This window comes from Streptomyces flavofungini, from assembly GCF_041028215.1.
Taxonomy (GTDB): domain Bacteria; phylum Actinomycetota; class Actinomycetes; order Streptomycetales; family Streptomycetaceae; genus Streptomyces; species Streptomyces flavofungini_B.
Genome location: NZ_JASKYR010000102.1, coordinates 1 through 14,180, shown reverse-complemented (window position 1 = coordinate 14,180; position 14,180 = coordinate 1). Strand labels below are relative to the sequence as shown.

Sequence of the window (14,180 nt, the reverse complement as noted above, 5' to 3'; positions counted from 1 at the left end):
GTACACACGTAACGCCCCGTAAGACGAAGCGTCCCGCGAGAACCGTGGAGGCCATGGCAGGATCGGGGGTGTCATGACTGCTCCCGTGAAGCCCTTGCCGCACAGCCCGAGTCCCGGGGACGTTTCCGGGGTCGCGGGCGACGCCCTGCACCGTTCCGTCATCGCCTGGTTCGACGCGCACGCCCGTGACCTGCCCTGGCGGCGCGAGGACGCCGGGCCGTGGGGCGTGATGGTCAGTGAGTTCATGCTCCAACAGACGCCGGTCAGCCGGGTCCTGCCCGTGTACGAGCAGTGGCTCGCCCGCTGGCCCCGCCCCGCCGATCTCGCCAAGGAGGCGCCCGGCGAGGCCGTCCGCGCCTGGGGGCGGCTCGGCTATCCGCGCCGCGCCCTGCGGCTGCACGGCGCCGCCGTCGCCATAACGGAGCGGCACGGCGGCGATGTCCCCACCCAGCACGCCCAGTTGCTGGCGCTGCCCGGCATCGGGGAGTACACGGCCGCCGCCGTGGCCTCGTTCGCGTACGGTCAGCGGCACGCCGTGCTCGACACGAACGTGCGCCGCGTCTTCGCGCGCGCCGTGACCGGCGTGCAGTACCCGCCGAACGCCACCACCGCCGCCGAGCGCAAGCTGGCCCGCGCCCTGCTGCCGGAGGACGAGCACACCGCGTCCCGCTGGGCCGCCGCCTCCATGGAGCTCGGCGCCCTGGTCTGCACGGCGAAGAACGAGGCTTGCGAGCGGTGCCCGATCGCCGCGCTGTGCGCCTGGCGCGCGGCCGGCAAGCCCGCGCACGAGGGCCCGGCCCGCCGCGGTCAGACGTACGCGGGGACCGACCGCCAGGTGCGCGGCAAGCTGCTCGCCGTGCTCCGCGAGGCCGTGACGCCCGTACCGCAGGCCGCTCTCGACAAGGTCTGGGACGAGCCCGTGCAGCGGGCCCGCGCCCTCGACGGCCTGGTCGCCGACGGCCTCGTCGAGCCACTGCGGGGCGGTCTCTACCGGCTGCCGCTGACCTGAGGCACGGCCCCGCCGACCCGAGCCCGGTGCCACTGACCTGACTCGGGCAGCCGCTGACCTGGCCCAGGCAGCCGCTGACCTGGCCCAGGCAGCCGCTGACCTGGCCCAGGCAGCCGCTGACCTGGCCCAGGCAGCCGCTGACCTGTGCCTTTCAGCCGACGGTCATAGGGGCCGCACCCCCGGTAATCAGAGGTTTTTACGTCGGTCCTACTTCTGTTACACAACCTACGTACAGCCGTGCGCCCGCCGCTGGCTCGTCCGCACAACCTCGTGACAACGCCTCCGTAACTTCATAGCCGTACCGCGGATCAGGGACAGCGGGCGGCAATGGGACAGAACGGAGGCGGTTTGAGATGGCGCACGGCGAGGTGCTCGAATTCGAAGAGTACGTCCGCACTCGGCAGGATGCCCTGCTGCGCAGTGCCCGGCGCCTGGTCCCGGACCCCGTGGACGCCCAGGACCTGCTCCAGACCGCGCTCGTGCGGACGTACGGCCGCTGGGAGGGCATAGCCGACAAGCGGCTCGCGGACGCCTATCTGCGCCGCGTCATGATCAACACCCGTACGGAGTGGTGGCGCGCCCGCAAGCTCGAAGAGGTGCCCACCGAGCAGCTGCCCGACGCGAGCGTGGAAGACTCCACCGACCAGCACGCGGACCGCGCGCTGCTCATGGACATCATGAAGGTGCTCGCACCCAAGCAGCGCAGCGTCGTCGTGCTGCGACACTGGGAGCAGATGTCCACAGAGGAGACGGCTGCCGCACTCGGCATGTCGGCCGGAACGGTCAAGAGCACGCTGCACCGGGCGCTCGCCCGGCTCCGCCAGGAGCTGGAGAGCCGCGACCTGGATGCCCGCGCGCTCGAACGTGAGGAGCGGGAGCGTTGCGCGGCCTAGGCCCTGAGGCCACGAGGAGTGTGCAGGCGGCGAGTACGGCGATGGCCGTGCTCGCCGTCGTCGGGCTTTCCCTGGCCGCCTGTTCGACGGGCGGTTCCGGCGCGCGCGACGAGGGACCGGCCCGCAGCGACCCGGTGATGTCCTCGTCCCCCGCGCCCTCTCAGTCGACCGCCCCGCCGCAGGAGAAGGTCGACGCCGTGCGGCTCGTCAAGGACGACCCGAAGGTCAGCCCCGCGATCAAGCGGGACCTGAAGCCGTGCGCCGGGGACACCTACCCGGTCGACGTCTCCTACGGGAGTCTGACCGGAGGCTCGACTTCCGACGTCGTCGTGAACGTGCTGACCTGCGCGGACGCGGTCGGCATCGGAAGCTACGTGTATCGCGCACAGGGTGGCGGGTACGAGAATGTGTTCAAGGCCGAGGAGCCCGCGTCCGTCTATGCCGAGATCGACCGGGGCGATCTGGTCGTGACGAAGCAGCTCTACACGAAGGGCGACTCGGTGACCTACCCCTCCGGCGAGGAAGTGATCACGTATCACTGGACGTCGAACCACTTCGCCGAGACGGAACGCACCCGCAGCGACTTCAGCGGCGCGGTGGGCGGCGACCCGACCCCGCCCTCCGCGGACTGAGCGGTTCCGGGTCGCGCGCTGAGTCGCACACCGGGGCGCACACTACGTACGAGACAGCTGCGTACGAGACACCCGCGTACGAGACACACTACGTACGAGCCGCATGACACGTACCGAGAAGGACTGAGAGCATCCGATGGCAGAGCAGACCCATGTCCTGTTCGTCGAGGACGACGACGTCATCCGCGAGGCCACGCAGCTCGCCCTTGAGCGCGACGGATTCGTGGTGACCGCCATGCCCGACGGCCTCTCGGGCCTTGAGGCGTTCCGTGCCGACCGCCCCGACATCGCGCTGCTCGACGTGATGGTGCCGGGGCTCGACGGGGTCTCGCTCTGCCGCCGTATCCGCGACGAGTCGACCGTGCCGGTGATCATGCTGTCGGCGCGCGCCGACTCCATCGACGTCGTGCTCGGCCTCGAAGCGGGCGCCGACGACTATGTGACGAAGCCGTTCGACGGTGCCGTCCTGGTCGCCCGTATCCGCGCGGTCCTGCGCCGCTTCGGGCACGCGAGCGGTCCCGGCTCCGCCGCGTCCGCCGCCGACGGGGGTGCGGCGGCCGACGGGGGCGTGCTGCACTTCGGCGATCTGGAGATCGACACGGAGGGCATGGAGGTGCGCAAGGACGGCGCCCCGGTGGGGCTCACGCCGACCGAGATGCGCCTGCTGCTCGAATTCTCCTCAGCGCCCGGCACGGTCCTCTCCCGTGACAAGCTTCTTGAGCGGGTCTGGGACTACGGCTGGGGCGGCGACACCCGCGTCGTCGACGTCCATGTGCAGCGGCTGCGCACCAAGGTCGGCCAGGACCGCATCGAGACGGTGCGCGGCTTCGGCTACAAGCTCAAGGCGTGAGCGAAGGCGTGACGTACGGCGCACGGCGGCCCCGCGCGGGACGCGGACTCGGGGGACACATATGAACAGCGGCGGCGGGCGTTTCCGGACGGTGCTGCCAGCCGGCCTGCGCACCGGCGTGCGCTGGAAGATCAGCGCGGCGATCGCGTTGGTCGGCGCGCTGGTCGCGGTGGTGCTCAGCCTGGTCGTGCACAACGCCGCGCGCGTCTCGATGCTCGACAACGCGCGCGATGTGCAGGACGAGCGCATCCAGTTCGCCCTGCGCCTCTACGCCGCCTCGCAGCGGCAGACGCTCCAGTTCGGCACGAAGGTCGACGACCCCGCGCTCCCCGGCGAGCTGCGCCAGAAGGTGCTCACGGGCCGCCGCGCCACCTTCGTCGAGGACAAGCCGGACGGCGTGCCCGACATCTGGGCGGCCGTGCCGCTCGCCGACGGGCACGTCCTCTCGCTGCACTCGCGCTTCACCGACCGCAGCGCCACCGTCATGAAGGACCTCGACCAGGCCCTCGTCATCGGCTCGATCACGGTCGTCTTCGGCGGCTGCGCGCTGGGCGTGCTGATCGGCGGGCAGCTCTCGCGGCGGCTGCGCAGGGCGGCGACGGCGGCGAGCGATGTCGCCCAGGGCCAGACCGACGTCAGTGTGCGCGACGCCATCGGCGGTTACGTGAAGGACGAGACGGACGATCTGGCGAGCGCCGTCGACGCCATGGCCGACGCCCTCAAGCAGCGCCTCGAAGCCGAGCGCCGGGTGACCGCGGACATCGCGCACGAGCTGCGCACCCCGGTGACCGGGCTCCTCACGGCGGCCGAGCTGCTGCCGCCCGGGCGCCCGACCGAGCTGGTCAGGGACCGCGCGCAGGCGATGCGCACGCTGGTCGAGGACGTACTCGAAGTGGCCCGTCTCGACTCCGCGGCCGAGCGCGCCGAGCTCCAGGACATCACCCTGGGCGAGTTCGTGAGCCGGCGGATGGCCGTCCTGAGCACGGACGTGACGGTGACGGTGGTGCACGAGTCGGAGGTCACCACCGACCCGCGCCGCCTGGAGCGCATCCTCGGCAACCTCGTCGCCAACGCCACCAAGCACGGCAGGCCGCCGATCGAGGTCAGCGTCGAGGGCCGGGTGGTCCGGGTGCGCGACCACGGCCCCGGCTTCCCCGAGGCGCTCCTCGACGAGGGTCCGAGCCGCTTCCGCACCGGCAGCGCCGACCGGGCGGGGCACGGCCACGGCCTCGGTCTGACGATCGCGGCGGGCCAGGCGCGGGTGCTCGGCGCGCGGCTCACCTTCCGCAACGTACGCCCGGCGGGCGCGGACCCCGATGTGCCCGCCGAGGGCGCGGTGGCGGTGCTCTGGCTGCCGGAGCACGCACCGACGAACACGGGGAGCTTCCCGATGCTGAAGCTGCCCGACAACCTCTGAGCGCGTCCGCCGAGCGCGTTCGCCGTACGCGCACGGCACAGGCGCGCGGCACGACCTCGCGACACGGACGACGGCCCCCGGCGCGCGTACGCCGGGGGCCGTCGTCCCGCCGGAGCGGGGAGGGGGTCACACGTGGCTCAGACCGTCTCGACGGCCGCCGCGGGGGTTTCCGCGGTGGCGCCGCCCGGGGCGTCGGCGGGCTTCTTGGCCTCGGGGCCGGAGCCGCGCAGCGGCAGTTCCTTGACGAAGAGCGCCGCGATCAGTGCGGCCACCGCGATGGCCGCGCCGAGCAGGAACGCCGAGTGGATGCCGGAGGAGACCGCGTACTCGTAGGCGTCGCGCAGCGGGACCGGCAGCTTCTTCAGGCCCTCGTTGGTGAGCTGCGTCGACTGCTCGGTGACCTGGCCGCCCACCGATCCGGCGCGCTCGGCCATCACGTCCTTGACCCGGTCGTTGAAGAGCGCGCCCATGATCGCGACACCGAAGGAGGAGCCGAGCGTACGGAAGAGCGTGGCCGAGGACGAGGCGACGCCCATGTCCTTCATCTCCACGCTGTTCTGCGCGACCAGCATGGTGATCTGCATCAGGAAGCCCATACCGGCGCCGACCACGGCCATGTAGACACCCGAGGTGAACCGCGAGGTCTCCGTGTCCATCTGCGCCATCAGGAAGAAGCCGCCGATCAGCAGTACGGTGCCGACGACCGGGAACATCTTGTACTTGCCGGTGGCCGTGGTGAACCGTCCCGCGAAGACCGAGACGACCATCATCGAGAGCAGCATGGGCAGGAGCAGCAGCCCCGAGTTGGTCGCCGATGCGCCCTGCACCGACTGCTGGTAGAGCGGCAGGAAGAGCATCGCGCCGAACATCACGAAGCCGGTGATGAAGCCGATGACGGCCATCAGCGAGAAGTTGCGGCTGCGGAAGATGTGCAGCGGCATGATCGGCTCGGCGGCCTTCTTCTGCACGAAGACGAAGCCGATCAGGGCGACGACGCCGATGGCGATGAGCTCCATGATCACGGCCGAGCCCCAGGCGTACTCCGAGCCGCCCCAGGTGGTGACGAGCACGAGCGCGCTGATGCCCGCGGTGAGCAGGGCCGCGCCGAGGTAGTCGATGCGCCCGTCCGCCTTCTTCTTCGGCAGGTGCAGGACGGCGGTCACCATGGCGAGCGCCACCGCGCCGAGCGGCAGGTTGATGTAGAAGGCCCAGCGCCAGCCGAGGTGGTCGGTGATCGTGCCGCCGACCAGCGGGCCGCCGATCATCGCGACCGCCATGACGCCGGTCATCATGCCCATGTACTTGCCGCGGTCCCGCGGCGGCACCAGGTCACCGATGATCGCCATGACGCCGACCATCAGACCGCCCGCGCCCAGACCCTGGATCGCACGGAACCCGATGAGCTGGCCCATGTCCTGCGCCATGCCGCTCAGCGCGGAGCCCGCGAGGAAGATGACTATCGCGGTGAGGAAGGCGCCCTTGCGCCCGTACATGTCGCCGAGCTTGCCCCAGATGGGGGTGGAGGCGGCGGTGGCCAGGGTGTAGCCGGTCACGACCCACGAGAGGTGTTCCAGGCCGCCGAGGTCGCCGACGATGGTCGGCATGGCCGGGCTCACGATCATGTTGTCGAGCATCGCGAGCAGCATCGTGATCATCAGGGCCATCAGCACGACGCGCACGCTGCGCGGCGCGGGCTCGGCCCCCTTCGCGCCGGGTACGGCCTCTGTTTTCTTGTCCGGTACGGCCTTCGCCGTGGTCTTGTCAGCCATGCTTCCCCACTCCCCGTAACTCCCCAGGAACGCCCTGGTCTGCACCGAGTGCCTTACTTGCCGCCCGGCTAGTTGACTACACTGCGGTAAGGTAGACCCGTAACTAGCCGGGCGTCAAGTAAGTTAAGCGGAGTCGAGGAGTCCCCGATGGGCACGGGCACAGGCAAGCAGCAGCGCCGCGGGAACACCCGCCAGCGCATCCAGGACGTGGCCCTCGAACTCTTCGCCGAGCAGGGGTACGAGAAGACGTCGCTGCGGGAGATCTCGGAGCGCCTGGAGGTCACGAAGGCGGCGCTGTACTACCACTTCAAGACCAAGGAAGACATCCTCACCAGCATCTTCGAGGACAGCACCCGGCCCATCGACGAGCTGATCGAGTGGGGCCACCAGCAGCCGCAGCCGCCCACCCTGGACGTCAGGAAGCAGGTCCTGCGCCGGTACAGCGACATCCTGGTCGACGCGGCGCCGCTCTTCCGCTTCATGCAGGAGAACCAGGCCACGATGCGCGACCTGAAGACCGGCGAGAGCTTCAAGGACCGCATGATCGGGCTCTACGAGATCCTGAAGGACCCGGGGGCCGCCATGGCCGACCAGGTGCGGTGCTTCAGCGCGCTGTTCACCATGCACGGCGGGATGTTCGCGCTGAAGGACGTCGAAGGCGACCCCGAGGAGAAGCGCAAGGCCATCCTGGAGGTCGCCATCGATCTGGTCACGCGGGCGCACACCGACGCCGGGGCGGACGCGAGCGGCTGAGGCCGCCGCCCGGTCCGCCGGGAGGCCGGAGCAGGACCTGAGCCCTGCGCCGGGGTCAGACCTTCACGCCCACCGAGCCGAGGAAGGCCACGGGGTCGATCGCCGAGCCGTAGTTCGCGGTCTTGCGGATCTCGAAGTGCAGGTGCGGGCCGCTGGAGTTTCCGGTGTTTCCGGAGAGGGCGATGTGCTGGCCGGTGCCGACGTTCTGGCCGACGCGGACGTCGATGCGCGAGAGGTGCGCGTACTGCGAGAACGTACCGTCGTTGTGCTTGATCACGACGGCGTTGCCGTACGCGGGGCCGTCGCCGCCGCCGTTCGGGCCCGCCTTGACGACGGTGCCGGTGTGGGCGGCGCCCACGTTGGTGCCGACCGGCACGGCGAAGTCCTGGCCGGAGTGCTTGTGCGACCACATGTTGCCGCCGAGGCCGAAGGTCGCGGAGAGCGTGTAGCGCTCGACCGGGTGGACCCAGGACGCGGCGGCCTTCTTGGCGTCCGCGGCCTTCTTCGCCGCGTCCTTCCGCGCCTTGTCCGCGGCCTTGGCCTGGGCGTCGGCCTGGGCGCGGAGCGACTTCACCGAGACGCCCGGCAGGGCGCCGCCGGCCTTGGTGCTGTCTGCGGCGACCGAGACCCCGGCCCCCATGGCCACCGACGCCCCGACACCCGCGGCGACGAGAGCCGCCTGCATACGGAACATCGACGGACGGGCCTGGTGGGACTTGGTGCGCTTCGACATGAGGATGTCCTCCGGAGCTTGATGACTGAGGGGGGCATGCGCCGATCCGGCACGGGAGCGGGTGAGGTCCCGCGGAGCACGTCTCGCCGGTTCGGCCATCCCTTGGTAACCCGTGCTCCCGCCATCGCCCAAAACGCCCATCTACTACCCAAAGCCGTAGCAGGCCGTCATCATTTCAACCTCTTGACGCCATCAAATCCGGACAATTACCCCTCGCCCGGAGAGCGCCGCTTTCTCCTCATGGACCGGCACAACCGCACGTCGGAGGCGCCCCGGGGGCATATGCGCGGTGGCCCGCGCCTGGTCCCCCCGGACGCGGCGAAGGCCCCGCGGGTTGCGGGACCAAAGTCCCGGACCGCCCCGGCGAAGCCAGCACTATTCCGCCTAGTAAGGGCCTCGGCCCCTGTGCGTCATGTCACCGGCAAGGAAGATCCACTCCCCCGCGACTGTGACGCCCGCTACGCCATGAGGGGCCTCGCGAACGCCCCCGGGAGGCCCGTCCGGAGGTACGGGAAAGGGGCTGCCCCGGACCGTTCTCACGGTCCGGGGCAGCCCCTTCGCAGCGCGCCTGGCGGCTACGCCTCCTTGCTCAGGTTCGGGCCCGCGCCGCCACCGGCGGCCGACTCGATCGGCGGCACGTCGGGCAGTGCCGCCTTCTCCTCGCCACGGAAGGTGAACGTGGCGGTCTCGCCCTCGCCCTCCGTGTCGACGACCACGATGTGGCCGGGACGCAGCTCACCGAAGAGGATCTTCTCGGAGAGGGTGTCCTCGACCTCGCGCTGGATCGTGCGCCGCAGCGGACGCGCGCCGAGCACCGGGTCGTAGCCCTTCTTCGCGAGCAGCTCCTTGGCGGACTGGGAGAGCTCGATGCCCATGTCCCGGTCCTTGAGGCGCTCGTCCACCTTGGTGATCATCAGGTCGACGATCTGGAGGATGTCGTCCTGGCTGAGCTGCGGGAAGACGACGACGTCGTCCACGCGGTTCAGGAACTCCGGGCGGAAGTGCTGCTTCAGCTCGTCGCTGACCTTGTTCTTCATCCGCTCGTAGTTGGACTTCGTGTCGCCCTGGGCCGCGAAGCCGAGGTTGAAGCCCTTCGAGATGTCACGGGTGCCGAGGTTGGTCGTCATGATGATGACCGTGTTCTTGAAGTCGACGACCCGGCCCTGGGAATCGGTCAGGCGACCGTCCTCCAGGATCTGCAGGAGCGAATTGAAGATGTCCGGGTGCGCCTTCTCGACCTCGTCGAAAAGAACGACGGAGAACGGCTTGCGGCGCACCTTCTCGGTGAGCTGACCGCCCTCTTCGTAACCCACGTAACCGGGGGGCGAACCGAAGAGACGCGAGACCGTGTGCTTCTCGCTGAACTCCGACATGTCGAGGGAGATCAGCGCGTCCTCGTCACCGAAGAGGAATTCGGCGAGCGCCTTGGACAGCTCGGTCTTACCGACACCGGACGGGCCCGCGAAGATGAACGAACCACCCGGACGCTTCGGGTCCTTCAGACCCGCTCGCGTACGCCGGATCGCCTTCGAGAGCGCCTTGACGGCGTCCTTCTGGCCGATGACGCGCTTGTGGAGCTCGTCCTCCATGCGCAGCAGGCGGGAGGACTCCTCCTCCGTCAGCTTGAAGACCGGGATGCCGGTGGCGGTCGCGAGGACCTCGGCGATCAGCTCGCCGTCGACCTCGGCGACGACGTCCATGTCGCCGGCCTTCCACTCCTTCTCGCGCTTGGCCTTGGCGGCCAGGAGCTGCTTCTCCTTGTCGCGCAGCGAGGCGGCCTTCTCGAAGTCCTGCGAGTCGATCGCGGACTCCTTGTCCCGGCGGACACCGGCGATCTTCTCGTCGAACTCGCGGAGGTCCGGCGGCGCGGTCATCCGGCGGATGCGCATCCGGGAGCCCGCCTCGTCGATCAGGTCGATCGCCTTGTCGGGCAGGAAGCGGTCCGAGATGTACCGGTCGGCGAGCGTCGCCGCCTGCACCAGGGCCTCGTCGGTGATCGAGACGCGGTGGTGGGCCTCGTAACGGTCGCGCAGGCCCTTGAGGATCTCGATCGTGTGGGGGAGGGAAGGCTCCGCCACCTGGATCGGCTGGAAGCGGCGCTCAAGGGCCGCGTCCTTCTCGAGGTGCTTGCGGTACTCGTCCAGCGTGGTCGCGCCGATGGTCTGGAGCTCACCGCGGGCCAGCATCGGCTTCAGGATCGAAGCGGCGTCGATCGCGCCCTCGGCGGCACCCGCGCCGACGAGCGTGTGCAGCTCGTCGATGAACAGGATGATGTCGCCGCGGGTGCGGATCTCCTTGAGGACCTTCTTCAGGCGCTCCTCGAAGTCACCGCGGTAGCGCGAACCGGCGACCAGCGCGCCGAGGTCGAGCGTGTAGAGGTGCTTGTCCTTCAGCGTCTCGGGCACCTCGCCCTTGACGATGGCCTGCGCCAGGCCCTCGACGACGGCGGTCTTGCCGACGCCGGGCTCGCCGATGAGCACCGGGTTGTTCTTGGTGCGGCGGGACAGCACCTGCATGACCCGCTCGATCTCCTTCTCGCGCCCGATGACCGGGTCGAGCTTGGACTCACGGGCGGCCTGGGTGAGGTTCCGGCCGAACTGGTCGAGCACCAGGGACGTGGAGGGCGTGCCCTCGGCAGGACCGCCGGCGGTGGCGGTCTCCTTGCCCTGGTAACCGGAGAGCAGCTGGATGACCTGCTGCCGCACCCGGTTGAGATCGGCGCCCAGCTTGACCAGGACCTGGGCGGCGACGCCCTCGCCCTCGCGGATCAGGCCGAGCAGGATGTGCTCCGTGCCGATGTAGTTGTGGCCCAGCTGAAGGGCCTCGCGGAGCGAGAGCTCCAGGACCTTCTTGGCACGGGGGGTGAAGGGAATGTGCCCGGACGGGGCCTGCTGGCCCTGCCCGATGATCTCCTCCACCTGCTGGCGGACCGCCTCGAGCGAAATCCCGAGGCTCTCCAGGGCCTTAGCGGCGACACCCTCGCCCTCGTGGATCAAGCCCAGGAGGATGTGCTCGGTGCCGATGTAGTTGTGGTTGAGCATCCGGGCTTCTTCCTGAGCCAGGACGACAACCCGCCGCGCGCGGTCGGTGAACCTCTCGAACATCGTTAATCGCTCCTCAGAGCGGTCAGGCAGTAAGGGGTCGGTCCCCTCCCTGTCCTTCCGCAGCTTAGTCCCGCAAGCGGGGACCGCTCATTCCATCTGCCGACACCCGGACCCCTTCTCGGAGGATCTCCTGACCCCGAACGCCGACATCTGCTCCAACCCGATGGTGCGAGACGATGTTCCCGCAGGCCAGACAGTTACCCCCACCATCACTACGCCGATGGCGAACGGAGGCCTGCCGGAGCCGCGTGTCGCCCCTCCCCACTAGGGATGTCTTACCCGTTACGACTGACACTCCATGCGGCGCGCCCCGGTTCCCTCAGCTACGGGCGAACACCCTTGCGCCGCCGGGCACCGCCGCACGTCCCCATTTCGGCCACAGTGCGCAGCCAACCGGCCACAGCGCGTAACCCGGGAACCGTTTCCCCTGTTGCCCGGACATGGCTCCCACAGTTCCTCAGCCCCGCAGGCCGGCCGAGTGCGATCCGGTGCGGCGGTGGTACGAGAACGAGCTCGGCTGGGCGACCGCGCCCGGACCCGGTCCGGTGCGTCTGGTGACGGGTCTGCGCTTCGACGTACTCGAACTGCCCGCCGAGGCGGGGTTCGCGGCGCTGCGCCATCTCGGGCCGAGGGCACCGGTGGCGCTGCGCGGGGAAACGATGCGGCTGCTGATCGGCGCGGGTGGCGCCGACGAGCTTCCGGGAATCCTCGACTGGCTGGAGTGGGGGGACATCCCCCTCGACCTCACCGCGGTCGGGGCGGGCGGCCTGATCGAGGCGCCCACGCCTCCGGGGTGGTCCGGCTCGCGGGGGGCCGCCGTCTGGCTGCGACCCCCGGAGCCCGGGTGCGAGGTGGAGCCGACGCTGCCGGCGCCGCTCTCCCTGCCCGCTGTGGGGAGGGGCGGGACGGCGCACCACAGCGACCCCGCCGTGGGCTCCGATCTCGTACGGCTGGTGGACACGGCGGCGACTCGGTGCCACCGGGTCCGGCTGCGGCGTCGCAGCCGTCAGCCGTTGGCCTTCTCGTAGGCCTCGCGAATGGACGCGGGAACGCGGCCGCGGTCATTGACCTCGAAACCGTTCTCCTTCGCCCAGGCGCGGATCGCGGCGGTGTCCTGACCACCGCTCGACGCCGCGGCGCGCGCCTTGCCGCGACCGCTGGAACCACGGCCGCCGGTGCGCCGACCAGCCTTGACGAAGTCCTCCAGGGCGCCACGGAGCTTGTCCGCGTTGGCCGTGGTGAGGTCGATCTCGTACGACTTGCCGTCCAGCGCAAACGTCACGGTCTCGTCCGCCTCGCCGCCGTCGAGGTCATCGACAAGAAGGACCTGAACCTTCTGTGCCACCGGATTTCCTTTCATCGATAACTTCAAGGCCGGACCGCACGACGTGCGCCGCCGATTCGCGGCCCCTGTTATATGCAGTACTGCAGTACAGCGGAAAGCAAACCGCTTTTGCCGGAAAAACACAAACCCCTGGCGGAGATCCGCGAGAGATCCCTGGCCCCGAGAAGCCTGGAAACATGCGCGTTTCGGACATAGTCGACCGGGGCAGGTGGTGGTCACGGAATACCACCTCGACGATCACAGATGCAGAAGCATCCGGCTGTTGCCCAAGGTGTTCGGTTTCACTCGTTCGAGCCCGAGGAACTCCGCGACGCCCTCGTCATAGGAACGCAGGAGCTCGCTGTAGACATCTCCGTCGACCGGAGTCTCGCCGATCTCCACGAAGCCGTGCTTGGCGAAGAAGTCGACTTCGAAGGTGAGACAGAAAACCTTGCGCACGCCGAGCCAACCGGCGGTCTGGAGCAACTTCCCCAGTAGCTGATGCCCTACTCCGGCTCCTCTGACCTCGGGATTCACCGCGAGTGTCCGGACTTCCGCGAGGTCTTCCCACATCACGTGCAGTGCGCCGCAGCCGACCAACTCGGCGTTGTCGTCGCGTTCCGCCACCCAGAACTCCTGGATGTCCTCGTAAAGCGTCACGGTCGCTTTGTCCAGGAGGATGCGCTCACGGACGTAGGAGTCGAGGAGGCGGCGGACGGCCGCCACATCGGAGGTTCGCGCCCTGCGGACGGAGACCGCTTTTGCACTGAGTTCGCTGAGTTCGGGTCCCTCTGCTGCCATGGGCGGACGCTATCGCTCTGCGCCGGGCTCGACGCCGCCGGGGTTCTCCGGCTCTCGGGCGGGTCCTTGGACTGGTTCCGCCGGGGGTACTCGGGCCGGTTCTGCCGCGGGTACTTGGCCCGGTTCTGCCGCGGGTACTTGGCCCGGTTCTGCCGCGGGTACTCGGTCGGGTTCTGTCGTCGGTACTTGGGCGGGTCCTTGGACGATACGCATCGCGTCGCTGAGTGCTTCCCGCTGTTCCGCCGACATCATGCCGAAGAAGGCGACGAGAGCGGCGGCGGGGTTGTCGCTCCGCTGCCAGGCTTCGTTCATCAGTGCGGCGGCGTAGGCGGCCCGAGTGGAGACCGCCTCATATCGATAGGCGCGGCCTTCCGCTTCGCGGCGCACCCAGCCCTTCTGATGAAGATTGTCCAGAACGGTCATCACGGTCGTGTACGCGATGGACCGTTCCTGCTGAAGGTCTTCCAGGACTTCTCGAACGGTCACGGGCCGGTTCCACTTCCACACCCGTGTCATGACGGAGTCTTCGAGTTCTCCCAATGGACGAGGCACAGCAGAACAATAGTGGGAGACGTCACTATCGGCACTATCGGCGCGATGTGCTTTTACGGTACAAAAAGGGCGTACGACTCAAAAGGGGTGAGTCGTACGCCCTAGTGGGGCGGGTGGGGCCTTGGACGGCTCAGGCGCCGCCGGTCTCCGGGGCGCGGCCGGCCGCTTCGGCGCGGCTCATCGCGTCCGCCGCCGCGTCTTCCTTCGCCTTGTTGGCGCCGCCCTGGGTCTTCACGATCGTCACGATGAGGCCGACGAAGAACACGGCCATCACTACGGGGGGCACGAGCGCGGAAACGTAGTCCATGCCCTCCAGGGTAGCTAGCCCGCGACGAGCTGGTGC

At 69.3% G+C, this 14,180-nt stretch carries 14 protein-coding genes; 7 read left to right on the top strand and 7 right to left on the bottom strand.

The window, feature by feature from the left end; all coding sequences use genetic code 11:
• The first annotated feature begins 73 nt into the window (after positions 1-73).
• The 5 genes from AB8Z36_RS10070 (at position 74) to cseC (ending at position 4,801) form a co-directional block, all read left to right on the top strand.
• Positions 74-1,009, top strand: a complete 936-nt coding sequence (locus tag AB8Z36_RS10070; protein WP_369212882.1) for an A/G-specific adenine glycosylase — start codon at positions 74-76, stop codon at positions 1,007-1,009.
• 353 nt (positions 1,010-1,362) lie between these two features.
• Positions 1,363-1,902, top strand: coding sequence for a SigE family RNA polymerase sigma factor (locus AB8Z36_RS10065; RefSeq protein WP_369212881.1), 540 nt, complete (start codon positions 1,363-1,365; stop codon positions 1,900-1,902).
• A 41-nt stretch (positions 1,903-1,943) separates the two neighbouring features.
• Positions 1,944-2,534, top strand: coding sequence for a hypothetical protein (locus AB8Z36_RS10060; protein ID WP_369212883.1), 591 nt, complete (start codon positions 1,944-1,946; stop codon positions 2,532-2,534).
• Positions 2,535-2,670: 136 nt separating this feature from the next.
• A complete protein-coding gene (gene cseB / locus AB8Z36_RS10055) occupies positions 2,671-3,384 on the top strand; it encodes a two-component system response regulator CseB (RefSeq protein WP_369212880.1) in 714 nt (237 codons plus the stop codon).
• A 61-nt stretch (positions 3,385-3,445) separates the two neighbouring features.
• Entirely contained in the window at positions 3,446-4,801 is a 1,356-nt protein-coding gene (gene cseC, locus AB8Z36_RS10050; RefSeq protein ID WP_369212879.1) for a two-component system sensor histidine kinase CseC, read from the top strand.
• 137 nt (positions 4,802-4,938) lie between these two features.
• On the opposite strand, the gene AB8Z36_RS10045 is transcribed toward cseC, so the two are convergent.
• Positions 4,939-6,570 carry an MDR family MFS transporter gene (locus tag AB8Z36_RS10045; protein WP_369212878.1) on the bottom strand — a complete coding sequence of 544 codons (1,632 nt, stop codon included), beginning with the start codon at positions 6,568-6,570 and terminating at the stop codon, positions 4,939-4,941.
• Positions 6,571-6,717: 147 nt separating this feature from the next.
• On the opposite strand from AB8Z36_RS10045, the gene AB8Z36_RS10040 reads away from it, so the two are divergent.
• A complete protein-coding gene (locus AB8Z36_RS10040) occupies positions 6,718-7,323 on the top strand; it encodes a TetR/AcrR family transcriptional regulator (protein WP_369212877.1) in 606 nt (201 codons plus the stop codon).
• Between the two features lie 55 nt (positions 7,324-7,378).
• Here AB8Z36_RS10040 and AB8Z36_RS10035 read toward each other — a convergent pair whose 3' ends face one another.
• A complete protein-coding gene (locus AB8Z36_RS10035; RefSeq protein ID WP_369212876.1) occupies positions 7,379-8,056 on the bottom strand; it encodes a M23 family metallopeptidase in 678 nt (225 codons plus the stop codon).
• Between the two features lie 575 nt (positions 8,057-8,631).
• The gene (locus tag AB8Z36_RS10030) at positions 8,632-11,160 is read right to left on the bottom strand and encodes an ATP-dependent Clp protease ATP-binding subunit (protein WP_363248329.1); all 2,529 of its coding nucleotides are present in this window, start codon (positions 11,158-11,160) and stop codon (positions 8,632-8,634) included.
• 440 nt (positions 11,161-11,600) lie between these two features.
• Between AB8Z36_RS10030 and AB8Z36_RS10025 the strand changes: the two genes are divergently transcribed.
• Entirely contained in the window at positions 11,601-12,188 is a 588-nt protein-coding gene (locus AB8Z36_RS10025; protein ID WP_369212875.1) for an SCO3374 family protein, read from the top strand.
• On the opposite strand, the gene AB8Z36_RS10020 is transcribed toward AB8Z36_RS10025, so the two are convergent.
• The 4 genes from AB8Z36_RS10020 to AB8Z36_RS10005 form a co-directional block, all read right to left on the bottom strand.
• On the bottom strand, positions 12,167-12,505 hold the full coding sequence (locus AB8Z36_RS10020) for a histone-like nucleoid-structuring protein Lsr2 (RefSeq protein WP_361178279.1): 339 nt from the start codon (positions 12,503-12,505) through the stop codon (positions 12,167-12,169). The genes AB8Z36_RS10025 and AB8Z36_RS10020 overlap by 22 nt on opposite strands.
• Positions 12,506-12,742: 237 nt before the next feature.
• Complete coding sequence (locus tag AB8Z36_RS10015; RefSeq protein ID WP_369212874.1) at positions 12,743-13,285, bottom strand: amino-acid N-acetyltransferase; 543 nt, start codon at positions 13,283-13,285, stop codon at positions 12,743-12,745.
• A 9-nt stretch (positions 13,286-13,294) separates the two neighbouring features.
• Entirely contained in the window at positions 13,295-13,837 is a 543-nt protein-coding gene (locus AB8Z36_RS10010) for a BlaI/MecI/CopY family transcriptional regulator (protein WP_369212873.1), read from the bottom strand.
• 130 nt (positions 13,838-13,967) lie between these two features.
• Positions 13,968-14,144, bottom strand: a complete 177-nt coding sequence (locus tag AB8Z36_RS10005) for a hypothetical protein (protein WP_369212872.1) — start codon at positions 14,142-14,144, stop codon at positions 13,968-13,970.
• Positions 14,145-14,180 lie beyond the last annotated feature (36 nt).